26 protein-coding genes are annotated in these 26,613 nt (G+C 56.2%); 12 read left to right on the forward strand and 14 right to left on the reverse strand.

Translation table 11 applies throughout. The features are described from left to right. Positions 1–18 precede the first annotated feature (18 nt). The gene (locus BY447_RS08935; RefSeq protein WP_013359272.1) at positions 19–1,296 is read right to left on the reverse strand and encodes a cytosine deaminase; all 1,278 of its coding nucleotides are present in this window, start codon (positions 1,294–1,296) and stop codon (positions 19–21) included. A 221-nt stretch (positions 1,297–1,517) separates the two neighbouring features. Here BY447_RS08935 and nirB point away from each other — a divergent pair, with 221 nt between their 5' ends. The 3 genes from nirB to cysG are packed head-to-tail and all read left to right on the forward strand — an operon-like array spanning position 1,518 to position 5,791. Further along, complete coding sequence (nirB, locus tag BY447_RS08940) at positions 1,518–4,058, forward strand: nitrite reductase large subunit NirB (protein ID WP_110330972.1); 2,541 nt, start codon at positions 1,518–1,520, stop codon at positions 4,056–4,058. Next, a complete protein-coding gene (gene nirD / locus BY447_RS08945) occupies positions 4,055–4,381 on the forward strand; it encodes a nitrite reductase small subunit NirD (RefSeq protein ID WP_013359274.1) in 327 nt (108 codons plus the stop codon). Before nirB ends, nirD begins: the two co-directional genes overlap by 4 nt. Before the next feature lie 45 nt (positions 4,382–4,426). Next, entirely contained in the window at positions 4,427–5,791 is a 1,365-nt protein-coding gene (gene cysG, locus BY447_RS08950; RefSeq protein WP_110330973.1) for a siroheme synthase CysG, read from the forward strand. 55 nt (positions 5,792–5,846) lie between these two features. Here cysG and trpS read toward each other — a convergent pair whose 3' ends face one another. The 7 genes from trpS to aroK form a co-directional block, all read right to left on the reverse strand. Continuing rightward, on the reverse strand, positions 5,847–6,848 hold the full coding sequence (trpS, locus tag BY447_RS08955; RefSeq protein WP_013359276.1) for a tryptophan--tRNA ligase: 1,002 nt from the start codon (positions 6,846–6,848) through the stop codon (positions 5,847–5,849). 16 nt (positions 6,849–6,864) lie between these two features. Further along, a complete protein-coding gene (locus BY447_RS08960; protein ID WP_061063545.1) occupies positions 6,865–7,542 on the reverse strand; it encodes a phosphoglycolate phosphatase in 678 nt (225 codons plus the stop codon). Then, positions 7,526–8,209: a ribulose-phosphate 3-epimerase gene (gene rpe, locus BY447_RS08965; protein WP_013359278.1), complete on the reverse strand. Its 684-nt coding sequence runs from the start codon at positions 8,207–8,209 to the stop codon at positions 7,526–7,528. Before rpe ends, BY447_RS08960 begins: the two co-directional genes overlap by 17 nt. Positions 8,210–8,276: 67 nt before the next feature. After that, a complete protein-coding gene (gene dam / locus BY447_RS08970; RefSeq protein WP_013359279.1) occupies positions 8,277–9,092 on the reverse strand; it encodes an adenine-specific DNA-methyltransferase in 816 nt (271 codons plus the stop codon). A 93-nt stretch (positions 9,093–9,185) separates the two neighbouring features. Further along, on the reverse strand, positions 9,186–10,238 hold the full coding sequence (locus BY447_RS08975; protein WP_110330974.1) for an SPOR domain-containing protein: 1,053 nt from the start codon (positions 10,236–10,238) through the stop codon (positions 9,186–9,188). A 72-nt stretch (positions 10,239–10,310) separates the two neighbouring features. Continuing rightward, complete coding sequence (gene aroB / locus BY447_RS08980) at positions 10,311–11,399, reverse strand: 3-dehydroquinate synthase (protein ID WP_110330975.1); 1,089 nt, start codon at positions 11,397–11,399, stop codon at positions 10,311–10,313. 38 nt (positions 11,400–11,437) lie between these two features. After that, positions 11,438–11,959, reverse strand: a complete 522-nt coding sequence (aroK, locus tag BY447_RS08985) for a shikimate kinase AroK (RefSeq protein WP_003852989.1) — start codon at positions 11,957–11,959, stop codon at positions 11,438–11,440. Positions 11,960–12,056: 97 nt separating this feature from the next. On the opposite strand from aroK, the gene BY447_RS08990 reads away from it, so the two are divergent. Beyond that, entirely contained in the window at positions 12,057–12,230 is a 174-nt protein-coding gene (locus BY447_RS08990; RefSeq protein WP_223811662.1) for a hypothetical protein, read from the forward strand. 91 nt (positions 12,231–12,321) lie between these two features. On the opposite strand, the gene hofQ is transcribed toward BY447_RS08990, so the two are convergent. The 5 genes from hofQ to pilM are packed head-to-tail and all read right to left on the reverse strand — an operon-like array spanning position 12,322 to position 15,743. Further along, positions 12,322–13,593, reverse strand: coding sequence for a DNA uptake porin HofQ (gene hofQ / locus BY447_RS08995; protein ID WP_110330976.1), 1,272 nt, complete (start codon positions 13,591–13,593; stop codon positions 12,322–12,324). Continuing rightward, positions 13,532–13,915, reverse strand: a complete 384-nt coding sequence (locus BY447_RS09000) for a DNA utilization family protein (RefSeq protein WP_110330977.1) — start codon at positions 13,913–13,915, stop codon at positions 13,532–13,534. Before BY447_RS09000 ends, hofQ begins: the two co-directional genes overlap by 62 nt. Then, positions 13,905–14,402, reverse strand: coding sequence for a hypothetical protein (locus tag BY447_RS09005; protein WP_110330978.1), 498 nt, complete (start codon positions 14,400–14,402; stop codon positions 13,905–13,907). The genes BY447_RS09000 and BY447_RS09005 overlap by 11 nt, the downstream gene beginning before the upstream one ends. Continuing rightward, the gene (locus BY447_RS09010; protein WP_416376686.1) at positions 14,395–14,940 is read right to left on the reverse strand and encodes a PilN domain-containing protein; all 546 of its coding nucleotides are present in this window, start codon (positions 14,938–14,940) and stop codon (positions 14,395–14,397) included. The genes BY447_RS09005 and BY447_RS09010 overlap by 8 nt, the downstream gene beginning before the upstream one ends. Beyond that, on the reverse strand, positions 14,937–15,743 hold the full coding sequence (gene pilM / locus BY447_RS09015) for a type IV pilus biogenesis protein PilM (protein WP_061063551.1): 807 nt from the start codon (positions 15,741–15,743) through the stop codon (positions 14,937–14,939). Before pilM ends, BY447_RS09010 begins: the two co-directional genes overlap by 4 nt. Positions 15,744–15,860: 117 nt before the next feature. Here pilM and mrcA point away from each other — a divergent pair, with 117 nt between their 5' ends. The 4 genes from mrcA (at position 15,861) to BY447_RS09035 (ending at position 21,342) form a co-directional block, all read left to right on the forward strand. After that, on the forward strand, positions 15,861–18,410 hold the full coding sequence (mrcA, locus tag BY447_RS09020; RefSeq protein ID WP_110330980.1) for a peptidoglycan glycosyltransferase/peptidoglycan DD-transpeptidase MrcA: 2,550 nt from the start codon (positions 15,861–15,863) through the stop codon (positions 18,408–18,410). A gap of 489 nt (positions 18,411–18,899) precedes the next feature. Next, positions 18,900–19,310: a GNAT family N-acetyltransferase gene (locus BY447_RS09025; protein ID WP_110330981.1), complete on the forward strand. Its 411-nt coding sequence runs from the start codon at positions 18,900–18,902 to the stop codon at positions 19,308–19,310. Positions 19,311–19,334: 24 nt separating this feature from the next. Next, positions 19,335–20,024: a helix-turn-helix transcriptional regulator gene (locus BY447_RS09030; protein ID WP_110330982.1), complete on the forward strand. Its 690-nt coding sequence runs from the start codon at positions 19,335–19,337 to the stop codon at positions 20,022–20,024. A 19-nt stretch (positions 20,025–20,043) separates the two neighbouring features. Further along, positions 20,044–21,342 carry a cytosine permease gene (locus tag BY447_RS09035; protein WP_110330983.1) on the forward strand — a complete coding sequence of 433 codons (1,299 nt, stop codon included), beginning with the start codon at positions 20,044–20,046 and terminating at the stop codon, positions 21,340–21,342. Positions 21,343–21,392: 50 nt separating this feature from the next. Here BY447_RS09035 and nudE read toward each other — a convergent pair whose 3' ends face one another. Next, entirely contained in the window at positions 21,393–21,956 is a 564-nt protein-coding gene (gene nudE / locus BY447_RS09040) for an ADP compounds hydrolase NudE (protein ID WP_110330984.1), read from the reverse strand. A gap of 391 nt (positions 21,957–22,347) precedes the next feature. On the opposite strand from nudE, the gene BY447_RS09045 reads away from it, so the two are divergent. From BY447_RS09045 to hslO, 4 genes are read left to right on the forward strand one after another with little or no spacing between them, the layout of a single operon-like run. After that, the gene (locus tag BY447_RS09045; protein ID WP_110330985.1) at positions 22,348–24,483 is read left to right on the forward strand and encodes an intracellular growth attenuator family protein; all 2,136 of its coding nucleotides are present in this window, start codon (positions 22,348–22,350) and stop codon (positions 24,481–24,483) included. A gap of 56 nt (positions 24,484–24,539) precedes the next feature. Continuing rightward, a complete protein-coding gene (yrfG, locus tag BY447_RS09050; protein WP_013359289.1) occupies positions 24,540–25,187 on the forward strand; it encodes a GMP/IMP nucleotidase in 648 nt (215 codons plus the stop codon). 13 nt (positions 25,188–25,200) lie between these two features. Beyond that, positions 25,201–25,602 carry a ribosome-associated heat shock protein Hsp15 gene (gene hslR / locus BY447_RS09055; protein WP_013359290.1) on the forward strand — a complete coding sequence of 134 codons (402 nt, stop codon included), beginning with the start codon at positions 25,201–25,203 and terminating at the stop codon, positions 25,600–25,602. A 50-nt stretch (positions 25,603–25,652) separates the two neighbouring features. Next, on the forward strand, positions 25,653–26,519 hold the full coding sequence (gene hslO / locus BY447_RS09060; protein ID WP_110330986.1) for an Hsp33 family molecular chaperone HslO: 867 nt from the start codon (positions 25,653–25,655) through the stop codon (positions 26,517–26,519). Positions 26,520–26,613: the final 94 nt, after the last annotated feature.

The raw sequence follows: 26,613 nt of genomic DNA on the forward strand, positions 1-26,613 counted from the left end.
CGATCGCCGCCCTGCTCATTAACGTCGGAAATCTACGCGCTCCCGTTCCCGCCAGTAAATCTCACTTTCTGCAGGCTTCGTCTCCGCCACCACCACGCCACGACGCACTGAATAGCGCACCGGGACCTGCCTTCTTACCGCATCAAAACCGCTCTCTGCTGGCAATATAATCAGACTGGCCTCGTTGCCGCTCTGAATGCCATAGCCTGCAAGCTGCATTGTCTTCGCGCTGTTATGCGTAATCAGATCCAGACCCGCATCAATCTGCTCATAGCCCATCAGCTGACAGACATGTAATCCCATATGCAGCACCTGCAGCATGTTGGCGGTGCCCAGCGGATACCAGGGATCAAACACATCGTCATGGCCAAAGCAGACGTTGATCTCTGCCTCCAGCATCTCTTTTACCCGCGTAATGCCGCGCCGCTTAGGATAGGTGTCGAAGCGGCCCTGCAGATGAATATTAACCAGCGGATTGGCGACAAAGTTAATGCCCGACAGCTTCAGCAGCCGGAACAGCCGTGAGGCGTACGCGCCATTGTAAGAGTGCATTGCGGTGGTATGACTGGCCGTCACGCGTGCGCCGTTGCCGTCGCGATGTGCCAGCGCCGCCACGGTTTCCACAAAGCGCGACTGTTCATCATCGATCTCATCGCAGTGAACATCGATCAGCCGATCATAGCGGTCAGCCAGCGCAAAGGTTTTATGCAGCGACTCGACGCCATATTCGCGGGTGAATTCGTAGTGCGGAATCGCACCGACCACATCCGCGCCCAGCCGCAGGGCCTCCTCCAGCAACGCTTCGCCGTTGGGATAAGAGAGAATGCCCTCCTGGGGAAACGCCACTATCTGAATCGTGATCCAGGGTGCCATCTCCGCTTTGACTTCCAGCATCGCTTTCAGCGCCGTCAGTGAGGGGTCAGACACGTCAACATGGGTGCGGACAAACTGAATGCCGTTGGCGATCTGCCACTTCAGCGTCTGCAACGCCCGCTGTTTGACATCTTCATGGCTGAGCAGCGCCTTTCGCTCGGCCCAGCGCTCAATTCCTTCAAACAGCGTGCCGGACTGATTCCATGCCGGTTCACCCGCCGTCTGGGTGGTATCCAGATGAATATGCGGCTCAATGAAGGGCGCGCAGGCTAAGCCGCCCTCGCCGTCCAGCGATTGCTCCACCGGAGAAGGCTGCTGCGGCTGGGCTGAAATTCGGGCTATTTTTCCGTCGGCGATTTCGATTTGCCACAATCCTTCCCGCCAGGGTAAACGCACGTTATTGATCCACTTAGGTGACAGCATGGCTGATTCCTTATCTGAAAAACCCGTGTGGTTAAAACTAACACGATTCATACCACCCGCGGCAATGCAGGATATTCAGCAGGTTAGCCGCGCCAGATAAACCTAATTAAAATCAACTATATAACTCTTAATGGGTATATGGCGTTGTGGTTGATGCATATCAATAAGCGTCAGAAAGGGCGCGCTATTGTAGCCGCAGATATCGCAAATTTGAGGCAAAAATGAGCAAGCACAATGTCGTCGTTATCGGTAACGGCATGGTCGGCCACCGCTTCATAGAAGAGTTACTTGAGAAAGCGGAACCCGACCAGTTTTCGCTGACCGTCTTTTGTGAAGAACCCCGCGTCGCCTACGACCGTGTCCACCTGTCCGCTTACTTCTCCCATCACACCGCCGAAGAGTTGTCGCTGGTTCGTGAAGGCTATTACGACAAACATCAGGTCAATCTGCTGCTGGGCGAGCGCGCCATCACCATTAACCGTGATGAGAAGCTCATCCACTCCAGCACCGGGCGAGCCGTTCACTACGACACGCTGATTTTTGCCACCGGTTCTTATCCGTGGATCCCGCCGATTAAGGGTGCCGAAGGCAGCGACTGCTTTGTCTACCGCACCATCGAAGATCTCAACGCCATTGAAGCCTGCTCGCGCCGCAGCAAACGCGGTGCGGTGATTGGCGGCGGCCTGCTGGGACTGGAAGCCGCGGGCGCACTGAAAAATCTGGGTATTGAAACCCACGTCATTGAGTTTGCGCCGGTACTGATGGCAGAACAGCTCGATCAGCAAGGCGGGGAACAGCTGCGTCGCAAGATTGAACAGATGGGCGTGCGGGTCCACACCAGCAAAAACACCCAGCAGATAGTGCATCATGAGCACGGCGGTAAAACGCTGCAGTTCGCCGACGGCAGTGCGCTGGAAGTCGATTTCATTGTCTTCTCCACCGGCATCCGCCCGCAGGACAAACTGGCAAAACAGTGTGGATTAACTCTGGGTCCGCGCGGCGGCATCGCCATTGATGACCAGTGCCGCACCAGCGATCCCGCCATTTACGCCATCGGTGAGTGCGCCGCCTGGCAGAATCGCGTCTATGGCCTTGTGGCGCCGGGTTACAAAATGGCGCAGGTCGCCAGCGACCAGCTGCTGGGCCGCGATAATGCGTTTACCGGCGCGGACATGAGCGCCAAACTCAAGCTGCTGGGTGTCGATGTCGGTGGCATTGGCGATGCGCGCGGCACCACGCCAGGCGCACGCAGCGTGGTCTGGCTGGATGAAAGCAAATCGGTCTACAAGCGTCTGATTATCAGCGAAGATCAAAAAACCCTGCTGGGTGCGGTGCTGGTGGGCGACACCAGCGACTATGGCAACCTGCTGCAGCTGGTGCTGAATGGTATTCCGCTGCCGGATAACCCTGAAGCGCTGATTCTGCCTGCGGGCAGCGGAGATAAACCGGCCATCGGCGTCGATTCCCTGCCTGACAGCGCGCAAATCTGCTCCTGCTTCGACGTCAGCAAAGGCGACATCATCAAAGCGGTTAAGGGTGGCTGTCAAACCGTGGCCGCGCTGAAAAGCAGCACCCGAGCCGGTACCGGCTGCGGCGGCTGTATCCCCCTGATCACCCAGGTACTTAACAGTGAACTCAGTCGTCAGGGTATCGAGGTCAATAACCACCTTTGTGCCCACTTCGCCTGGTCACGTCAGGAGTTGTATCACCTGATTCAGGTGGAAGAGATTAAAACCTTTGATGAGCTGCTGGCCCGCTATGGGCAGGGTTACGGCTGTGAAATATGCAAGCCCGCGGTTGGCTCCCTGCTCGCTTCCTGCTGGAACGAATACGTACTCAAGCCGCAGCACGCGCCGTTGCAGGACAGCAACGACCTCTATCTGGGCAATATCCAGAAAGATGGCACCTATTCGGTCATCCCGCGCTCGCCCGGCGGTGAAATTACACCACAGGGACTGAAAGTGATTGGCGAGATCGCCGAACGCTACCAGCTCTACACCAAAATCACCGGCTCGCAGCGCATCGGCTTGTTTGGCGCGCAGAAAGACGATCTGCCCGCTATCTGGTCACAGCTGATCGAGGCCGGATTTGAAACCGGTCAGGCCTATGCTAAAGCGCTGCGTATGGCGAAAACCTGCGTCGGCAGCGCCTGGTGCCGTTACGGCGTGGGTGACAGCCTCGGCTTCGGCGTTATGCTTGAGAACCGCTATAAAGGCATCCGTACACCGCACAAAATGAAGTTTGGTGTCTCCGGCTGCACCCGTGAATGCGCAGAGGCTCAGGGCAAAGATGTCGGCACTATCGCCACCGAAAAAGGCTGGAACCTCTACGTCTGCGGCAACGGCGGCATGAAACCACGTCATGGCGACCTGCTGGCGGCAGATCTCGATCAGCAGACGCTGGTCACCTATCTTGACCGCTTCATGATGTTCTATATCCGCACCGCCGATCGCCTGCAGCGCACCTCGCTGTGGCTGGAGAGTCTGGAGGGTGGCATCGACTATCTGCGTAGCGTGATCGTGGATGACAAACTCGGCCTTAACAGCCAGATGGAACAGCAGCTCGCCGCGCTGCGTGCCAGCGTTCGCTGTGAATGGCAGGCGACGCTGGAAGATGAGAGCCAGCTGACGCGCTTTGCCCACTTTATCAACTCGCCGCAGCGCGATCCTGCTGTGCAGCGGGTGGCAGAGCGCGATCAGCATCGCCCGGCGCGCCCCGAAGAACGTATTGCCGTGACCCTGATTGAGGAAACCGAATCATGAGCCAGTGGAATCCGGTGTGCCCGCTGACGCAGATCCTGCCCGCCACGGGCGTCTGTGCGCTGGTCAAAGGCCAGCAGGTGGCTATTTTCCGCCCGCGCGACGATGAGCAGCTCTATGCCATCAGCAATATCGACCCGTTTGCCGATGCCAGCGTGCTGTCACGCGGCATTATCGCCGAACATCAGGATGCGCTGTGGGTGGCCAGCCCGCTGAAAAAGCAGCATTTCCGCCTCAGCGATGGCTACTGCATGGAGGATGAAACGCGCTCCGTGGCGGCCTGGCCGGTGCGGGTCAATGCCGGACAGGTTGAAGTCTGCCTGTAACGCCTGTTAACAGCCCGCCTTAGCGGGCTTTTTTAAGGACCTCTGATGGACTATTTCCCCTTGTTCTGCCGCCTGCAGGGCCGACGCTGTCTGCTGGTCGGCGCGGGTGACGTGGCGGAGCGAAAAGCGCGCCTGCTGCTGGAGGCCGGTGCCGATCTTTGGGTCGGAGCCCCCGATTTCTCCCCTGCCTTCCTGCAATGGGCGCAGCAGAAAGCCGTCACGCTGCTACCAGGGCATTTCGATCCCGCGTGGCTGACCGGCTGCTGGCTGGTGGTCGCCGCCACCAGTGATAACGAGGTCAATCAGCAGGTGGCTGACACAGCTGAAAAACAGCAGATCTTCTGCAATCTGGTGGATGCGCCGCAGCAGGCCAGCGCCATTATGCCGTCGATCATTGACCGCTCACCGCTGATGGTCGCCGTCTCTTCCGGTGGACGCGCGCCGGTGCTGGCGCGGCTGCTGCGGGAGAAACTGGAGGCGATGCTGCCGCAGCATCTGGGTCAGCTGGCGCAGCTGGCAGGCGGCCTGCGCGATCGGGTGAAAAAGCAGTTCGGCTCCCTCAATGCCCGCCGCCACTTCTGGGAGCGCTTTTTTCACAGCGAACGGCTGGCCCAGACGCTGGCTAACGGCGACGGTGAACGCGCGGATCAGATTACCGACGCACTTTTTAGCGCAGACCTTCCGCAACAGGGTGAAGTAGCGCTGGTCGGTGCCGGTCCGGGCGATGCCGGATTGCTCACACTCAAAGGCCTGCAGCTGATCCAGCAGGCAGACGTCATCGTCTATGACCGGCTGGTTTCCAATGAAATCCTGAATCTGGTGCGCCGCGATGCCGAACGCATCTTTGTCGGTAAACGCGCCGGACATCACTGCGTGCCGCAGGATGCGATCAACCAGTTGCTCTGCGAACAGGCACAGTGCGGCAAACGCGTGGTGCGGCTGAAAGGCGGCGATCCCTTTATCTTTGGTCGCGGCGGTGAAGAGCTGGAAGCGCTGGCACAGCTGAAGATTTCGTTTAGCGTGGTGCCGGGCATCACCGCGGCATCAGGCTGTGCGGCCTACAGTGGCATTCCCCTGACCCATCGCGATCATGCGCAGAGCGTCAGGCTGGTAACCGGGCATCTGCAGAAATCCGGTACGCTCGCCTGGCAGACGCTGGCGGCAGAACAGCAGACGCTGGTGTTTTATATGGGGCTGGGCCAGGCCGGAGAAATTCAGCAGCAGCTGATAAAACATGGGATGCGGAGTGATATGCCGGTGGCGCTGGTGGAAAACGGCACCAGCACGCATCAGCGCGTGGTCACCGGGACACTGAAGGAGCTGGAAGCGTTAGTCGGTCAGGTGAGCAGCCCCAGCCTGATGATCATCGGCAGCGTGGTGAGTCTGCGCGACAGCCTGCGCTGGTTCTGAATGGGCAAATAAAAACGGCGGGCACAATGCCCGCCGTTTTTTATCCGCTCAGCCATTACGGCATCGCGACAAAGCCTACCGCCTCATAAACCTTCTTCAGCGTTTCCTGCGCCTGTGCGCGTGCTTTCGCCGCGCCATCACGCATTACCTGCTCCAGCAGCGCTTCATCGTTACGGAAGCTGTGATAACGCTCCTGCAGCTCAGAGAGCATGCCCGATACCGCATCGGCTACTGCGCCTTTCAGGTGGCCATACATCTTGCCTTCGAACTCCTGCTCCAGCTCGGCGATGGTTTTACCGGTCACGCCCGACAGAATATCCAGCAGGTTAGAGACGCCCGCTTTCTCTTTGATGTCGTAGCGCACCACTGGCGGCTCTTCAGAATCGGTAACGGCGCGTTTGATCTTCTTCACAACCGCTTTCGGATCTTCCAGCAGGCCGATGACGTTGTTGCGGTTATCATCAGACTTGGACATTTTTTTGGTCGGTTCCAGCAGCGACATCACGCGCGCGCCAGACTTCGGAATGAACGGCTCTGGTACCCGGAAGATATCGCCATAGATCGCATTGAAGCGATGCGCGATATCGCGGCTCAGCTCCAGGTGCTGCTTCTGATCTTCACCGACCGGCACCTGATTGGTCTGATAGAGCAGAATGTCTGCCGCCATCAGCACCGGGTAGTCGAACAGTCCGGCGTTGATGTTCTCTTCGTAACGTGCTGATTTGTCTTTGAACTGCGTCATACGGCTCAGTTCACCGAAATAGGCGTAGCAGTTCAGGATCCAGCTCAGCTGCGTGTGCTCTGGCACATGCGACTGAACAAAGATGGTGCTTTTTTGCGGGTCGATACCACAGGCCAGATAGAGCGCCAGCGTATCCAGCGTCGCTTTACGCAGTGCAGCAGGATCCTGACGCACGGTGATCGCGTGCAGATCAACAATGCAGTAAATGCAGTGGAAATCATCCTGCATCTGCACCCACTGACGCAGCGCTCCCATATAGTTGCCAATGGTCAGTTCGCCGGACGGCTGTGCGCCGCTGAAAACGATGGGTTTCATACTTAAGTCCTGATATTTACAGCCCCAGTGTGGGCAAAAGTTCGTCGAAAGAGTCGAGGGTTAAATCGGGCTGGCTGGTGGCAATCGGCTCGCCATAGTTATAGCCAAAGGTCATACCGACATTAGGTACGCCTGCCGCCTGCGCCGCCTGGATATCATTGCGAGAGTCGCCAACAAACAGCAACTCGTTCGGCAGTACGCCGAAGGTGCCCAGCACCATGAAGATCGCTGCAGGGTGCGGTTTTTTAACCGGCACATCGTCGCCACCGATAATCAGCGAAAACGCATCGGCAATGCCAAGCGATTCAAGCAGCGGTGCCACAAACGGCGTCGGCTTGTTGGTCACAATCGCCATCGGCAGCCCTGAAGCTTTTAAGGCATCCAGCGTCTGCTTCACCTGTGGGAACAGCGTGCTGCCCGCATCCACGGTGTCGGCGTAGTGGCGGTCAAACAGCGCGCGTGCATCACGCTGCTCTTCCGGCTGCGGCTCACGGCCCAGCGCGAAGGTCAGCGCACGGGCCATCATGATATCGGCACCGTTGCCAATCCAGGTTGAGACACGCTCAAGGCCCGCCTGCGGCAGCCGGAGATCGTTCAGCGTACGGTCGATCGCATCGGCAAGGCCTGGCGCGCTATCCACCAGCGTGCCATCGAGATCAAACGCCAGCGCACGAATATCAGTGAAATGAGCCATTGGCTTTCTCCAGTTCGTTGCGCATATCGTCGATCACTTTTTTATAGTCAGGATGACCGAATATGGCAGAACCCGCGACAAACATATCGGCACCGGCAGCCGCAATCTCGCGGATATTGTCGATCTTCACGCCGCCATCCACTTCAAGACGAATGTTGTAGCCGCTCTGATCGATACGTCTGCGCGCTTCACGCAGTTTATCCAGGGTGCCGGGAATAAATGACTGACCGCCAAAACCTGGGTTCACGGACATCAGCAGAATGATATCCAGCTTATCCATGACGTAATCGAGGTAGCTCAGCGGGGTCGCCGGATTAAACACCATACCCGCTTTACAGCCGTGCTCTTTGATCAGTTGCAGGGTGCGGTCAACGTGCTCGCTGGCTTCCGGATGAAAGGTAATATAGGTGGCACCGGCTTTGGCAAACTCCGGGATCAGCGCATCCACCGGTTTTACCATCAGATGCACATCGATGGGGGCAGTGATGCCATAGTCGCGCAGTGCTTTCAGCACCATCGGACCCATGGTCAGATTAGGGACGTAGTGGTTGTCCATTACGTCGAAGTGAACCACGTCACCTCCGGCCGCCAGCGCTTTGGCTGTGTCTTCGCCCAGGCGGGCAAAGTCCGCCGACAGGATTGAAGGGGCCAGCAAATATTGTTTCATCCGATTCTCCCACTGTTGTGCGCCAGCACTTAGGCTGGCGTAATGCGTTGGTCGCGGACGAAACAGACTAGCGATAAAGTGCCAGCAGTTCGTCGACCTTGGTGCGACCGGCTATGCTCCGGCTGATAGAACGCCGGGCTTTGACCACATGTAACACTGCATCCTGATACCATAAACGCGTCAGTGCAGTGTCGTGGTTAGAAATCAGTACCGGAATCCGGTGCTCCGACGCAGCCAGCTGTGCCGCTAACGCCGCCAGATTCTCCTGCTCACGCAGGCTGAAGCTGTTGGTGTGATAAGCCGTAAAATTGGCCGTGGCCGACAGCGGTGCATAAGGCGGATCGCAATAGACCACCGAGCCTTTACCGGCACTGGTCAGGGTAACATCGTACGATTCACAGACAAACGTCGCTTTTTGCGCGCGCTCGGCAAACCATAACAGTTCGGCTTCCGGAAAGTAGGGTTTGCGATAGCGGCCAAACGGCACGTTGAACTCACCACGCAGGTTATAGCGGCAGAGGCCGTTGTAACAGTGACGGTTCAGATAGAGGAACAGCAGCGCGCGCTGGTAGGCGTCGGTGCTGGTGTTAAATTCGGTACGCCGCTGGTAATAACAGATTTCGTTGTTACCTTCCGGCGTAAACAGCAGTTGCGCGTCACGGATGAAATCCGCCGTGCGCGTTTTGACAATGTTGTAGAGATTAATCAGGTCACTGTTGATATCAGCCAGATGGTAGCGATCAAATTCAGTGTTCAGAAACACCGAGCCCGCGCCAACAAATGGCTCGACCAGACAGTCGCCTTGCGGCAGATGACGATGGATCTCTTCTACTAAGGGAAATTTTCCCCCTGCCCATTTCAGGAAAGCGCGATTTTTTTTCATGCTGTCGTGGTTATTACATCTTATTGTGAGGCTGTGGCTGGACCGACAGCAGATCTGCGCTTAAAACGGGGCCAGAGCCTGGCCCCACATCCGCTATTGGCTGGCTTCTTTCTTCACCTGGCTGACGGGTTTTACCCACGGGTTCTTCGCACGCACGTCTGCAGGCAGCGATGCTACAGCGCGTTTGGCATCGGCCGGTGTGGCATAGGAGCCACTCACCAGTACGTACCACGACTGACCGTTACGGGTGGTTTTGTAGACGTGATATCCACTCAGATTTTGTTGCTTAGCCCAGGCATTCAGGCTTTCCGGCTTCGATGCACCACTCAGCTGCAGAGTGTAGCTGCCACCTGGCAGTGATTTGCTGGCTGAACTGCTGCCCGCAGCCGTGGTAGCTGGCGCAGAACTCACTGGCGTACGCGCTGGCGTGGTGTGCGTTTTGCTGTCACGGGTTACAGGCTTCGATGCTGTTTTATGCGATGAATCGTGCGCCGGACGAGCAGCGGTATTGGATTTGTTCGGTGTCTGACGGCCTGAAGGTGCCGTAACAGGATTAGCAGCCGTTCCGGCATTGCCGCTGACCGTTGCTGGCGCCGTTGGCAGTGAACTGCCGCCCTGCGTGCCCATCGCGGCACTGTCAACCTGCTGCTGCTGATTAGTCAGCGCGCTGTTCAGGTCGCCCGGCAGCGTGACACGCTGCTGGTTCGCGGGCGCATCAACCGGGGCGGCCTGCGTAGGCGTTGAAGCCACAGGCGGCATCGAGATGTCGCGCTGCGGATTAGAGGCAGCATCACCGCTGGTCGCCGCGTTATTTTCGCTGGTGGCGGGGGTAGTCTGCGCATCTGACGGAGGCGTCTGACCGCCGGACATTGAAGAAGAGCCGCCCAGGTCAATGTTCTTCTCGCTGCCGGAACCGCCATTGGTGGCAGGGGTTGTGCCCGCCGTGGCCGGTTTTTTCTCATCCGGGCCATTCAGCGCCGAACCAATTCCCAGTACCAGTAACAGCAGAACCAGGATCCCGACGCCCATCATGATACGCTGGCGCGATACCGGTGTTTTGGCCGCAGTAGAGGACTTACGAGGGCGCGAGGGACGGCGGTCGCTGGCGTCAGGCTTTAACTCGTCTTCCGGTTTAAACTCATCCATTTTGGCTCCTCCGTAAAGCGGCATTCCGCACTGCGCACCCTGCGCGCCGCGTCACCACTCAACTGCTTAATCTCAGGGTTGCTGACAATCGTTAATTGCAGCCAGCACCATATCATGTGCCACGCCACCACGCACTTCAGAGCGGCCAATCGACAGCGGGAGTATCAGCCGCAGTTCGCCCGCCAGAACTTTTTTATCGCGCATCATGTGCGGCAGATACATCTCTGCATTCATTGCCTGCGGCCCATGCACCGGTAAACCAGCACGCCTGAACAGGGCAATAATGCGGTCGGTCTCTTCCGCCCGGAATTGTCCCAGACGTTCAGCCGTGCGTGCTGCCATTACCATGCCCGCCGCAATCGCTTCACCGTGCAGCCAGTTGCCGTAGCCCATGTGTGCTTCAATCGCATGACCAAAAGTATGGCCCAGATTAAGCAACGCCCGCTGACCGTTTTCACGCTCATCGGCCGCCACGACGTCAGCCTTCAGTTCACAACAGCGACGAATGCAGTACGCCAGCGCCTGTTCATCCAGCGCCAGCAGAGCATCAAGATTCTGCTCCAGCCACTGGAAAAACGCACCGTCGAGGATAATGCCGTACTTAATGACTTCCGCTAAGCCAGACGCCAGCTCACGCGCAGGCAGCGTCTTCAGACAGGCCGTATCAATCACCACTGACGCGGGTTGATAAAACGCGCCGATCATGTTTTTGCCCAGCGGATGGTTAACGGCCGTTTTGCCGCCAACTGAAGAATCAACCTGCGACAGTAAGGTGGTCGGTACCTGGATAAAGCGTACGCCACGCTGATAACTGGCCGCAGCAAAACCGGTAAGATCGCCAATGACGCCGCCGCCTAAGGCGACAAGCGTCGTATCACGACCGTGCGGCTTTTGCAGGAGCGCGGTAAAGACCTGATCCATCACGGCCAGCGTCTTATACTGCTCGCCGTCGGGTAAGATCACCTGATCCACTTTTACACCTGCCGCTGTCAGCCGCGCTGTCAGCTGGTCAAGATAGAGCGGAGCCAGCGTCTGGTTTGTCACCACCATGGCGTTTTCGCCCGCGGTCAGCGGCCAAAAAGAAGCCGGATCGTTAAACAGTCCGGCGGCGATAGTGATGGGGTAACTGCGTTCCCCCAGTGAGACGGTGATCTTCTCCATGATGCCCGATACCTGTTAAAAAGCCTTCGAACGTTGGATCAACTTTTTTCCAACATGTGGATAATCTGATTCGCCACCACTTTTGCACTCTGATCATCTGTGCGGATGGTGACATCGGCGATCTCTTCGTATAGCGGGTTGCGTTCGCCAGCCAGCGCTTCAAGCACTTCGCGCGGCGGTGAATCCACCTGCAGCAACGGACGTTTTTTGTCACGTTGGGTGCGCGCCAGTTGCTTCTCGATGGTGGTTTCAAGATAAACCACAACACCGCGGGCGGAGAGACGATTACGCGTTTCCCGGGATTTGACGGAACCACCGCCTGTCGCCAGGACGATGCCTTGCTTCTCGGTCAGTTCGTTAATGATTTTTTCTTCGCGATCGCGAAAGCCAGCTTCGCCTTCGACATCAAAAACCCAGCCCACATCCGCTCCGGTGCGTCGCTCAATTTCCTGATCGGAATCGAAGAACTCCATGTTGAGTTGCTGAGCCAACTGACGGCCAATAGTGCTTTTGCCGGCACCCATCGGCCCAACCAGAAAGATATTGCGTTTCTCTGCCATTTTGTCGGTATTACTAAGAATTCGTTAATGATACCCCGCGTTCAGCATTTGCTGGCGGGACAGGAACTGAGACCTCATGAGCGTTAGCAAGAGTCAGATGAAAAATTATCTCAACACTCAAGGCTGTTTGGCAACCGATTATATTGCCTTCAGCACATCCATTTCTGAATTGGCCTGTGTTCGCGAAACTGTAACGCGCCAGCGCTGCGTCTTTACAACGCTGCTTACAGAGGAGTTTTCTGATCTGTTTGCCGGGATTTACCCTGCATAGACGGTTACACCGTATTGAAAATCGCTAAACCTTGTAAGCTAATTCCTCTCCTGCGTCAACGCAGATGGCCTTAAGGGACGCATTTTCCGTTTTATCCAGCCGTAAGCGCTGCTTCCCTGACCAATCGCGGCGTTATGAAGATCACCAGCTCTCTTTTTTTGCGCTGCTCCGATTGCTGACGAAACAACCCGCCAATCAGCGGCACATTTCCCAGCAGTGGCACTTTATTCTCTCCGTGACTACGCTGCTGCTGAAAGATACCCCCTAACGCCAGTGTTTGCCCGTCACTGACCGTGACCTGCGTCTCAATTTCCTGTTTATCAATGGATAATATGTCACTGTCGCCGGTTCTGATGCTGCGACCCGGCATGTTCTGACTGATATGGATCTTCAGCTGGATGCGGCCATTCCCGGAAATCGTCGGTGTCACCTCCATGCCCAGCACCGCTTCTTTAAACTCAATACTGGTGGCACCGCTGTTTCCCGCCGACACTTCATAAGGTATCTCCGTGCCCTGCTTAATCGACGCGGTCTGCTGATGTGAGGTAAAAAGGCGCGGACTGGCGATGATTTCAATCTGGTTCTCCTGCTCCAGCGCACTTAATTCCAGATCCAGAAGCTGACCGCCGATGCGCGCCAGCGCCATACCCACGCTGATGCCGGGTGAACTCACCGCCAGCGGAATATCCAGCCGGGGATGATGCAGGATGTCTGTCACGGCGGCGTCACCCGCCTGCAATCCCCACTTCACGCCCAGCTCCTGCAGATGCTCTTCGCTGATGGTGACGATATGCGCCGATAGCTCGATTTGCTCCAGTGGCAGGTCCAGTGCCCGTATCCAGCGTTCCGTCTCTTTCAACGCTGCCGCCGTATCGCGCAGTAACAGGGCGTTGGTGCGTTTGTCGACCGTCACGCTGCCGCGCGGTGTCATCAGCGACTGCCGCTCACTTAGCAGACTGGCATGCACCTCGCTGGCGCTGGCATAGCGCAATATCACGGCGCGCTGCTGCAAAGGCGTCTGCTGCAACTTTTCCTGCTGCTCCGCTTCCCGTGCCTGCTGCTGAGCCTGCTGCCAGCTCTCCGGATAGACCAGCAGCACATTATCCTGTTCTATCAGCGTCAGCTTTGCCATGCGCGCTACCAGGTCCAGCGCCTGATGCCACGGCAGGTTATCAAGCCGCAGCGATAACGACCCTTCCACCTCTGGCGCTATCATCAGGTTGATCTGCTGATAGTCAGCCAGCGCCTGTAAAATGCGCGCTACCGGCGCGTTATCAAATGTCAGGCTGAGAGGCTCCTCATCAGCGGCGTAAACCGGCAGCAGGCAGCTTATGAGCAGCAGCAGAGTAGCTATCCTTTTCATGCGAACGTCCTTTTAAGTAAAACGAAGTCTGTTGTGCAGTGCAGCTACTCGGTACCGCTAAGGAGAGGTTGCTGCGGGTCATATCAGCGAGTTGCCAGGGCGACAGGGGAAATGGCTTGCCTGTGCGGACTGCGACGCTCTCACCCTGCGGGTTTAGCAGCCAGGCATGAAAATCCGTCTCACGGCCAATGATCCCCTGCAGACGCCAGCCGGTAAGCGGCTCCACGAGCGCCTCACAAATCGAACCGGCAACAGGACGGAACGGATCACGTGCCAGCACACCGCCACAGCACAGCAGTAAAATCAGCAGGCTATGGCGCATCGTCGGGCTCCAGCCAGAGTTGAGCCACCAGATACTGCGGCTGCGCCAGCAGCTGGAAATGCACCGGAAACGCCAGAGAGTCATCGGCAAGCTCGGCAAAAAGTGACTGAAACGCTGGCCACTGCAGATGCAGGGTCAGCGTGCGTGAAGGAGAATCCGGCTGCCACTCTTCCAGCTGATGACGCCGTGCCGCCAGCATCGCTTCCACTGCCCGGCCCGATGCACCCGGTGCAGATCTGGCGGTCTGCATCGACTGCAGCTGCGCCTGCAACTGCGCTATATCCGGGTTCTGGCCCCACTGCCGCCGCCGCTGTTCCAGGGTACGGTTCAACTGCAACAGTTTCTGTTGTTCAGCGATCAGCGTCTGCTGCTGTGGCCGCAACCAGAAAACCCATGAGATCAGTAACAGGCCGGCTGAGACGGCGGAGAGCATGCCGTAACGCGGAAGTGCAGCCATCTGCCACCAGCGATCCCACCACTCATTCATCAGCAACCTCCTTCACCTCTGCCCGCAGTGAAAAGCGATAATGACTATCAGCCTGACGCTTAACGCTGCCCTGCCTCACCTCACCAAACAGCGCGACGGTGGTTAACTGCTCACGGAACTGCCGGACCGCCGCCATATCCTGCGCCAGCCCCTCCAGCGTGAGACGATTGTCGCGCTTCTCCAGCCGGGTCAGCCAGGCGGTGTCAGGCAGTAACGCGGGTAAATCGATCCAGAACTGATGCCATGCGGCCAGTTGTAATGCCTTCTGGCGCTGCTTCGCCTGCTGTTTTTGCACTGCCGTGCGCTGTGCCAGTAACGTCTTTTGCTGCGCCAGCTGCGCGTCCAGGTTTTCCAGCGCCTGCTGCTGTACCCTGCCCGTCTGCGCCACCTGCTCACGCGCCTGACAGATGCGCCAGCTTTGCTGCATGACTCCCACCAGAACAGCACTCAGCATCAGTAACAGCACGACAAGGCTCTGTCGCCGCTGCTGTTGCTGACGGCGCTGCCGCCACGGCAACAGATTCACTGCGACCATCATTGATCTCCGTCGCGCAGCGCCAGCCCGGCCGCCAGCGCAAAGGCACCCGGACTTTCCGGTAACGGCGGCTGTTTATAATGGAACAGATCAAAAGGGGAAAACGCGCGGGCATCAGCGGGCAGCGCAGAATTATCGGCTGAGCACCAGGCAACAGAACGGGCATCGGGGAAGGCCTGCTGCTGCAGTGCCGCAAGCGTGGTAGCTTCGCCGTTGTCAGCCGCGGTATGCACATCGCTCCAGAGCCAGCGGTTATCCTGCTGCAGCACCAGTACCGCACCCTCCTGCAGCGCGGCCTGCCGGGCCAGCCGCCTGAGCGCTTCGGTAGTCAGCTCGAACACCTGCGGCTTTAATCCCGCCTGCAGCAGTGGCGCTGCCCACTGGTCTATAATCTCCAGCCGGGCCGCCGTGACGCAGAGCTGGCCGCTCTGTGTGTCGGCCCGGTAATCCAGTGCCAGCGCAGCAGGCTCCAGCGGAAAGAGACGGCGCGCGGCCGCCTGCACATAGTGCCCCAGCGCAGGCTCATTGAGCGACTGTGCGGGCAGGGGAAGCTGGCGCTGCAGTACCAGCCGGGCGGGCAGCGCAACACGCAGCGAGTAACGACGCGGCAACCGCTGACGCCAGGCCGTTAAGGCTGCCAGTAATTCAGGCGAAGATTGCAGCACGCCGTTTCTTAACGTATCTTGCGGCAGCCGCTGCTGCCACCAGTGGCGTAGCTGCCAGCCATCACGACGAGGCTGGAGGGCCAGGGCACAAATCTGCCTATTCTGAATATCCAGCCCAATTTGCCAGGTATGAAAAGCCATGCGCGCGATCTCCTTATCGTCCGGGAAAGATGGACATATCAAAGCGTCTGGCTTGCCTTTATACTACCGCGCGGTTGTTTATAAACTGCTCAAACGACAAGAGATGGGAAATTCCAGGTGAAGTTCGTAAAGTATTTATTGATCCTTGCAGTGTGTTGCATCCTGTTGGGAGCTGGCTCGATTTATGGTTTATACAAATACATAGAGCCACAGCTGCCCGACGTAAACACGCTGAAAGATGTGCGTCTGCAAACCCCGATGCAGGTTTACAGCGCCGATGGCGATTTAATCGCCCAGTATGGCGAAATGCGCCGTATCCCTTTGACTCTGCAGCAAGTGCCACCTGTGATGGTGAAAGCGTTTATTGCGACCGAAGACAGCCGTTTCTATGAGCACCATGGTGTTGACCCTGTGGGTATTTTCCGTGCGGCCAGCATTGCGCTGGTTTCCGGTCACGCCTCACAGGGTGCCAGTACCATCACTCAGCAGCTGGCGCGTAACTTCTTCCTGAGCCCGGAACGCACTCTGATGCGTAAAATAAAGGAAGCGTTCCTGGCGATCCGCATTGAGCAGTTGCTGAACAAAGATGAAATTCTTGAGCTCTACCTGAATAAGATCTACCTCGGCTACCGTGCTTATGGCGTCGGCGCAGCTTCGCAGGTCTATTTTGGTAAGCCGGTTGACCAGCTGTCGCTGAGTGAGATGGCGATGATTGCCGGTCTGCCAAAAGCGCCGTCCACCTTTAACCCGCTGTATTCACCGAGCCGCGCCCTGTCACGCCGTAACGTGGTACTGGCGCGTATGCTGGATCAGCATTACATCACGCAGCAGCAGTATGACGAGGCACGCAATACGCCGCTGGTGGCGAAGTATCACGGTCCGGAAATCGCCTTCTCTGCCCCCTATCTCAGCGAGATGGTGCGTCAGGAGATGGTGAAACGCTACGGCGACAATGCCTATACCGACGGTTACAAGGTTTACACCACTGTCACCCGCCGTCTGCAGGAAGCCGCTCAGACCTCGGTGCGCAATAACGTCATGGCTTACGATATGCGTCATGGCTATCGCGGCCCGACCAGCGTGCTGTGGAAAGTGGGTGAACCCGCCTGGGATCAGACGAAGATTGAGAAGGCGCTGAAGCCGCTGCCGGTCTATGGACCGTTGCATCCGGCCGTGGTCACAGAAGCACGCAGCGATGAAGCGACCGTGATGCTGAAAGATGGCAGCAATGTGTCGCTGGCACTGGCGGGTGTGCGCTGGGCACGTCCTTATAAGTCTGACACCGTGCAGGGCCCGACGCCGAAAAGCGTGACGCAGGTCCTGCAGGCAGGCCAGCAGATCTGGGTGCGTAAAGTGGGTGACGACTGGTGGCTGGGCCAGGTGCCGGATGTGAACTCGGCGCTGGTCTCGCTGGACCCGAATGATGGTGCGGTGCGCGCGCTGGTGGGCGGTTTCGCCTTTAACCAGAGCATGTTTAACCGTGCGACCCAGGCGCTGCGCCAGGTCGGTTCTAACATCAAGCCTTTCCTCTATACCGCCGCCATGGATCGCGGGCTGACGCTCGCCTCCATCCTGAACGATGTGCCTATTTCACGCTGGGATGCGGGTGCCGGGGCTGACTGGCGTCCGAAGAACTCACCGCCAACGTATGATGGTCCGATTCGTCTGCGTCAGGGACTCGGCCAGTCGAAAAACGTCGTCATGGTACGTGCGATGCGTGCGATGGGCGTAGACTACGCCGCAGAGTATCTGCAGCGCTTTGGTTTCCCGGCTCAGAACATTGTGCACACCGAGTCGCTGGCATTGGGTGCAGCCTCATTCACACCGTTACAGGTGGTACGCGGCTACTCCGTAATGGCGAATGGCGGCTTCCTGGTCGATCCTTACTTCATTACTAAAATTGAGAATGAACAGGGCGGCACCGTATTTGAAGAGAAACCGAAGATCGCCTGTCCACAGTGCAATCTGCCGGTCATCTACGGTGAGACCAAAAAAGCGCTGGCGTTGAATGAAGAGAGCATCGAGAACGTTGCTGCTTCAAATAACAACCAGAATCAGGCGGTTCCTCAGCCTGAACTGGAGCAGGTTCCTGCGCAGGCACAGCAGGGTGAGCAGCAATATGCGCCGCACGTGATCAATACCCCCCTCACCTTCCTGATTAAGAGCGCGCTGAACAGTAATATCTTTGGCGAACCGGGCTGGATGGGAACCGGCTGGCGTGCCGGGCGTGACCTCAAGCGTAATGATATCGGCGGCAAAACCGGTACCACCAACAGCTCGAAAGACGCCTGGTTCTCGGGTTACGGCCCTGGCGTGGTGACGTCAGTCTGGATCGGTTTTGATGATGCGCGCCGCAATCTGGGCCGCAGCACGCTCTCCGGTGCGATTCCCGATCAGATTTCGGGCTATGAAGGTGGTGCTAAGAGTGCACAACCGGCATGGGATGAGTACATGAAGAGCGCGCTGGACGGTGTGCCGGTACAGCCGTTAACCCCGCCGGATGGCGTGATCACAGTGACTATCGACCGCAGCACCGGCAAGCTGGCCAATGGCGGTGGCAACACTCGTCAGGAGTACTTCATCAATGGCACCCAGCCAACCGAATATTCGGTGCATGATGTGGGTACGACGATTATGGATAACGGCGAGAGTCACGAGCTGTTCTGATGTGATATCCATCAATTGAAATTGTCTGAGGCTGGTCACTGTAAGGTGACCAGCCTTTTTTATCGGCCCGTTTATCCTGACGAAACAGGCGATGCTTTGCGTACCTGCGCGGCTCAGTCAGTCGGGGCGGGAAATAAGAAAGGTAAAAACCGAAGAAAGCATCATCTGTTGCTGAGAAAAATGCCGATCACTCTGAGCGATCGGCATTAATTGAGTCTGACAATATAAAGCAATGTGTATTAAGCGATTCAGTAAGTGAACCGAAGAAAAATAATATAGTTATTATATCGCTATGATTAGCGTAGTCTTCCCTGGTGCCAGCAAATATAATTATTGGCATATCAAACAAACAACGGTTACCAGCGTACTGTTAATTACGATCAATAACAGGAGGAATATTAACTCTTGCGCATCGCTTATCATCATGATAAGAATAGAAAGCTCAAAAAACCTCTAATTTGATTTAATCACCTATGGATATTTTTGTATATGGAAATTAAAGTGGGCCATACGCAAGACCCCAAAACCGAAGAATATATTATTCAGCGACTCTGGCAGCATAATGGACGCTTTGCTGACATTAACATGAAAACGCTGAATGTTATCCTGTATGACGATCAGAAAAATATCCAGGGTGGCCTGTTAGCCCATACCTGGTGCGGCACATTGGATATTCACTACCTCTGGATAGATGATGCCTGGCGCCTGCTTGGCACCGGACGTCAGCTGATGCAGACGGCGGAAGAGGAAGCACGAAATCGAGGCTGCCATATGTCCGTCGTTGACACGTTAAGTTTTCAGGCGCGTGGTTTCTACGAAAAGCTGGGTTATCGCGTTTATGGCGAACAGGATGGCTATGCGCAGCGCTACGCACGTTATTATCTGGCAAAAAGATTATAATCTGAACGCTTTCAGCGAGGCGCCATGGACAGCCCATACCGCAGTATCGATGAATTCATTTCTGCATTCGCCACCACCATGGATTTATTACCAACGCCCTGGGGTTTTAAGAATGCTGCATCGCAGCATCTTTATATGAATGAAGCTGCAAAATTGTATACTGCTACGCCTAAAAGTTATTTATTAGAGGGAAAAAAAGACTGTGAGTTTCCCACGCGCTGGAGTGATTGCGCCGATGAATTCTGCGATCACGATCAACAGGTAAAATTGAATAACCGTTGCGTAGCCGTGATTGAAACCCATTACTGGTATGGCAACAATTATCTTACCCCGTTTATCAGTGAAAAATACCCTGTTTTCGACAATCGAAATCAGTGGCTGGGCTGCATCTGGAATGCTCGTCCGGTTGATAACCTTACGGCAATGAGCTTTATCGACCCCAGAAAATCCTCTGTACTGACGACGCGTCTGGAACATGCCCTGTTCACCCCCGCCGAGCTGGATGTCATTTTTCTGCTGCTACGGCGCTTCAGCGCAAAAGAGATCGCCCGCATCTATAACCTCAGCGTAAAAACTGTCGGTAACCGCATCACCACGCTGTATCAAAAAGCGGGTGTGCATTCGCTACAACAATTTGAAAGCTACTGCCGTGCGGAGTCACTGGAGAATTATCTGCCAGAGCGGTTTCTCAGCACAGGCGTTATTTATATATAAACGGTAAGGAAACCCTGTCGTGAGTAAATTTGATGATTATCCACTGAGCCCTGTCCCGGCAAATAAAAGACTCTCACTGCTGAGCGTCGCTATTGTGCATATGGGTATGCTGACTGCGCTGGATCAGTTTATGCTCGGCGCGGTTCTGGGCAACAGCATGACGCTGGCAGAGGCGTTTACCGCAATCACGCTGGCCAGCCTGCTGTTTGGCGTGCTGACCTTTGCGCTCGGCTATGCAGGAATGCGCGAGGGACTGCCGGGGAGCTTGCTGGCGCGCTGGTGTGGTTTTGGTCGCCACGGCTCTGTGCTGATTGGCCTGCTGGTCGCGGTCAGCCTGCTGGGATGGTTCGGCATTCAGAACGCGGTGTTTGCCCGATCGCTGAGCTATGCCCTGAATGGCAAACTCAGCTTTGCAGAGTCGGCAGCACTTTCAGGTACCGTGTTGACGTTACTGGTTACCTTTGGCTTTAAGGCGCTGCGCTTTACCGCGCGCATTGCGGTTCCGCTTTTCATCGCGCTGGTCGGCTGGATTTTCTGGCACGCATTTCACGGTCAGTCTGGCCAGAACATACCGCCGGTTATCGCCAGCCAGGCCATTACTGTAAGCGCCGCGATGACCATGGTGATTGGTGGTGCAATTCTTGCCAGCCTGATGACGCCTGACCTGACGCGTTTTTCACGTCACGGCAAAGATGTGTTTGCCATCACGCTACTGACAATTCTGGCGGGCGAATATGGGGTCAATGGCGTAGCGATTCTTATCGCCAGAGAATTGCAGACATCAGATATCATCGCGATTATTACGCAAACCACCAGTTCACTGGGTTTGCTGGCTGTCGTTTTTTCTACCCTGCGCATCAATGACCTGAATCTCTATTCATCAACGCTGGGCATCGCTAACGCGATTGAAGGCGTGACCGGCTATAAACCGCGTTATCAGATGATTACGCTGCTGCTGGGGCTGCTCGGTACACTCTGTTCAGTGTTCGGGATTCTTGATCGTTTTGTCGATTTTCTGGAACTGCTGGGCGTCATCTTCCCGCCGATACTGGGCGTAATGATCGTTGACTACTACGTACTGAAAACTGACCGACAGACGCTGGCGCTCAGTCGTACCAGCGGTGCCTTACCGGCAACATCCCAGCTTATTGGCTGGCCCGCGCTGATCGCCAGCGTCGCAGGTGCGGCCACGGGTCTGCTGGTTGAGCGCGGCGTACCGGTGCTTAATTCAATTCTTGTCGCGTGCGTTATTTACCTGCTGACCGCGCCACTCTTAAAGCGATCATCGTCCTTACAGGAAAAAATTACTGCTGAATAAAGCAAAAACGCGCCTGTGGCAGGCGCGTTTCTTTTCTCAGCTGTTAGGCTTCAATAATTCAGCCGCCCCTGTTTCACCAGCCATTCGCGCGCCATAAACAGCGCACTGACATTGCGTGCCTCGCGGAACTCGGGTTCGTCCAGCAGCGACAGCATATCGCTCAGCGGCCAGCGGTGGACAATCAGCGGCTCCGGCTCATCGCCTTCCAGCTTTTCGGCGTAGAGACCTTCCGCTATCACAATATTCATCTTGCTGGAAAAATAGGAGGGGGCCATTGTGAGCTTACCCAGCGTGGTCAGCTGTTCGGCACCAAAACCCACCTCTTCTTTCAGTTCGCGCACCGCCGCTTCATTCACGGTTTCACCTGCATCGATCAGCCCTTTCGGAAAACCCAGCTCGTAAGTTTCCAGTCCGACGGCATACTCCTGAATCAGGATCAGATGGTCATCAATAATCGGCACAATCATCACCGCTTCACGCTCAGAGGGCTTCATCCGCTCATAAACGCGATGCGCCCCATTGCTGAAAGCCAGATCGACCGACTCAATAGTGAATAACCGTGAACGTGCCACGGCGGTGATATTGAGGATGTCGGGTTTTTTTGGAATTTTCATATCAGCCTCAAATTATTCTGTGTCGGCTATCTGGAGCGAATTAGCATACCTAACCACAGGCAATTGTGCGACAGTCAGGCAAGGACGTTATCGTTGCATAGATTACAGCGATTGAATAACAGCCTTTGGTTATCAGTTAAGACTAAATTTGCATTAGTCAATATGCTGCGATAAGTTTCAGATAATACCGATATTTAATCCAGTCTGTGCCAGTTACCATTCGGACAAGGCAGGGTTTAACAAATGCCAATAAGATATACGCTGGCACTATTTCATCGGGTGTCTGACTCCTCAGGGTTATATAATCTTCCGGAATGCCTCTTTTATAGTGAGCATAACCGGAGGCGAAAGTTTAAAGTGAAGGCAGCATTTTGGCTGAATTGAGCAGAGCATGAGCACAATCTTTATGATCCTGGCCATAGTGCTGACCTGTTCAATCCTGGCAGGTATTGGGTTCTGGTACGCTATGCGGCATCGCCCGCCGTTGGCGAAACCGCTGCCATTCATCAGTCCGCCCTGCCGTAAACTTTCTGCCCAGGAGCGTGAGGCGGTCGATAAATATGTCGCCGCGCTGGAAAAGCAGCCCCGTACCACGCTGACTACCGATAAGCGCAGCGCGCCTGAACGTCTGACACTCACGGCGCAGAGCAACAATGTCTATCCGGTTACCCGCGCCATTACCCGCTATGGCCTCTCGACTGACGATCCCCATAAATGGCGCTACTATCTGGATGAAGTTGAAGTTCATCTGCCGCCGCTGTGGGAACAGTACATCACCGACGAAAACTACGTTGAGTTAATCCGCACCCAGTCCATTCCGCTGGTAATCTCACTGAACGGCCACTCGCTGGTGGATTACGCGGTCGACCAGCAATCGCTGCCAACACTGATGCGCCCGGTGTCGACCAACGCCTCTATCCGCAAAGCAGAAACGGAAAATGTCGAACTGCTGCAGGTGCGCAAAGAGACAGCGGAAGAGTATCGGCTGTCACGGCCAGACGGCACGCGTGAAGCGGTGATGATCTCCCTTGCCTTCTTACTCTTTTTCTTCAGCCTGCTAGTGCCCACCGCACTAATGATCTGGCTGGTACTGACGGGCGCAGTCACGATCGCGGCCAGTCTGTGGCTGCTCTATCGTATTCCCGGTGAGCGCGGATTGCGTGATATCCACTGCCTGCGCGGCGCGCCAAAGCGCTGGGGCCTGTTCAGCGAATCTAATCAGGAGCAGAGCAACATTACGCTGGGGATTATTGACCTGGCCTATCCCCCGCACTGGCAGCCCTATGTGGCACACGATCTCGGTCAGGTGACGGATGTCGAAATCTACCTCAACCGCCAGGTGGTGCGTCAGGGACGTTTCCTGTCGCTGCAGGATGAAGTCAAAAACTTCCCTATCCAGCGCTGGCGGAAAAACGTGGTGCTGGCCTGTGGTTCGCTGATGGTGCTGACCATGCTGGTCACCTGGATCCCGCTGGGTATGCCGATTAAGCTCAGTCTGGCCTGGGCCAGAGGCACGGATAGTCTGGAGGTCAACAGCGTCGATAAACTCAGCAGCGTGCCGCTGAATATTGGCGACAATCTCAAAGTGAGTGGCACCGGCATGTGTTCCGTGCCGGACAACTACCAGAGCAACCGCAGTTACGCCTATATGCCGTTTGACTGCTCGGCGGTCTACTGGAATAACGCCATGCCATTACCGCAGCCACAATCTGACATCATAGACAAAGCCGCGGCGCTGCTGGATACCACGACAAAGCAGCTGCATCCGGAAACCAATACCGATCCCAAACTCAATCCACAGCTGGCGTCCGCGATTCAGAAGTCCGGCATGATTCTGCTGGATGATTTCTCCGATCTGGTGATGAAAACGCAGGATCTCTGCAATCAGCCGCAGGACTGTATGCGCCTGAAAAATGCGCTGGTGAACCTGGGCAATGCTAAAGACTGGGAAGCGCTGATGCGCCGGGCAGATTCCGGTCAGCTCAACGGCATGAATGTGCTGCTGCGGCCGGTAAGCGCCGAAGCGCTGGAAAATCTGGTCAATACCGCCACCTCGACCTTCTTTTTCCGTGAAACCCGTCGTGCGGCAGAAAATCTCAACAGCCCGCCGCCAGGGGGATTCCTGATCGTTAGCGACGAGGGTCGCCAGCTGGTGAATCAGCCACAGCCCACCGTGTCACTGTTTGATCTTGATCCCCCCTCTCAGTGGCACGAGCTGCAACGTATTTCTGCCATGCTGCTGCACACGCCGTTCAGCGCCAGCGGCATCATTACTGGCATTTCTACCGATGCCAACGGCACACGTCACATCATGCTGCACAATGAACCGGACGCTATGGCGCAGTGGCGCTATCTCGGCACCGTATTGCTGCTGCTGGTGCTGCTGACCTGCGGCGTGATCAACGGACTGCTGGCGCTGCGTCGCATGCACCGTAATCGCCAGCGCATGATCGATATCCAGCAATACTACGACAAGTGTTTCAACCATAACCTCGGCACTTTGCAGAGCGTGCGCTCGATATTCTGAGCCCTGCCCTTCTGTGCTACCCTGTCGCCCGGTTTTTTACAGGGTCTGACACTACGATGCTCAACTGGTCTGAGATTGATACCGTGCTGCTTGACATGGATGGCACGCTGCTGGATCTGGCATTCGATCGCCACTTCTGGCTGGAGCATGTCCCTGAACAGCTCAGCCAGCAACGCGACATCACCCGTGCAGAAGCCGACGCGATCATCACGGAAAAGTATCAGGCCGTCGCCCATACGCTAAACTGGTATTGTCTGGATTACTGGGCAGAGGCGCTGTCGCTGGACATCCGTGCCATGACCTGGGCGATGCGCAGCCGGATCGCACTGCGTGACGATACGCTGCCTTTTTTGCAGGCCCTGCGTCGCGCCGGAAAGTCCACGATTCTGCTGACCAACGCGCATCCTTACAATCTGGATGTCAAACTGGCGCAGACAGGTTTAGCGCCGCACCTTGATTTATTACTTTCCACCCATACCTTTGGGTATCCGAAAGAAGACCCGCGTTTATGGCACGCGGTACAACAGCACACCGGCTTTTCTGCGCCGCGCACGCTGTTTATCGACGATAGCGAATTGATTCTGGATGCTGCAACGTTATGGGGCATCGGCTGGTGTTTAGGCGTTAAGAATCCCGATTCGGGTCGTCCTGAACAAATCTTTCAGCGTCACCGCGCCACGGACGATTACCGGACGCTGATCTGAGTCAGGAGCAGTAATGAAAGAGAAAAGCAGCGAAGAGGTCCGCCTCGACAAGTGGCTGTGGGCAGCGCGCTTCTACAAAACCCGGGCGATGGCGCGGGAAATGATTGAAGGCGGCAAGGTGCATTACAACGGCCAGCGCAGCAAACCCGGCAAAGTGGTAGAGCTGAATGCGGAACTGACACTGCGTCAGGGTAATGATGAACGCACCGTGGTGGTGGCGGGTATCACCGCGCAGCGCCGTCCCGCCAGCGAAGCCCAGCAGCTCTATCACGAAACCGATGCCAGCATTGAAAAACGCGAAAAAATGGCGCAGGCGCGCAAGATGAATGCGCTGACTATGCCCCATCCCGATCGCCGACCTGACAAAAAAGAGCGTCGCGATTTGATGAAGTTTAAATTATCGGGCGATGAATAACGCCGTCTTCGCTGACGCACCATCGCCCCGTTCCAGTGAGAGAAAAAAATATGTCAGTCCAGGATCAACTACACCGTTATCTGTTTGAAAATGCCGCCGTGCGCGGCGAGCTGGTGAACGTCTCTGACACCTGGCATGAAACCGTGAAGAACCACGACTATCCGGCACCGGTTAAAACGCTGCTGGGTGAGATGCTGGTCGCCACCAGCCTGCTGACCGCTACGCTGAAGTTCGATGGCGAAATCACCGTGCAGCTGCAGGGTGACGGTCCGCTGTCGCTGGCGGTGATCAACGGTAACAACAATCAGGAGCTGCGCGGCGTCGCACGTATCAAAGGCGACATCGCGGACGACAGCACCCTGAAAAGCATGGTCGGCAATGGCTATCTGGTGATCACCATCTCCCCTGAAAAAGGTGAGCGTTATCAGGGCGTGGTCGGGCTGGAAGGTGACACCCTCGCGGCGTGCCTGGAAGATTACTTCATGCGCTCCGAGCAGTTGCCCACGCGCCTGTTTATCCGCACCAGCGACAAAGGCGCTGCCGGTATTCTGCTGCAGGTGCTGCCCGCGCAGGACACGGAGAAAGAGGTCTTCGAACACCTGGCGACCCTGACCGAAACCATTAAAACGGAAGAGCTGATCGATCTCCCTGCCAATGAGGCGCTGTGGCGTCTTTACCATCAGGAAGAGGTCACCCTCTACGATCCGCAGCCGGTGATCTACAAGTGCACCTGCTCGCGTGAACGCTGTGGCGAAGTGCTGACCACGCTGCCGCAGGAAGAAGTGGATGAGATCATCGCGGAAGATGGCAAAATTGACATGCACTGCGACTATTGCGGCTCAAACTACGTGTTTGACGCAGTAGACATTGCCGCCATCCGCAGCCACTCCCATGAGAATAACGACCGACTGCACTGATTAATCGGGCGGCGTCTGCCGCCCTTTCTCCATTCCCCCAGTCTATCCCCATAATTTTTCAGACAAATTATCTTTTTTTACTTTCATAACATCT

Source organism: Pantoea sp. JKS000250 (assembly GCF_003201065.1).
Taxonomy (GTDB): domain Bacteria; phylum Pseudomonadota; class Gammaproteobacteria; order Enterobacterales; family Enterobacteriaceae; genus Pantoea; species Pantoea vagans.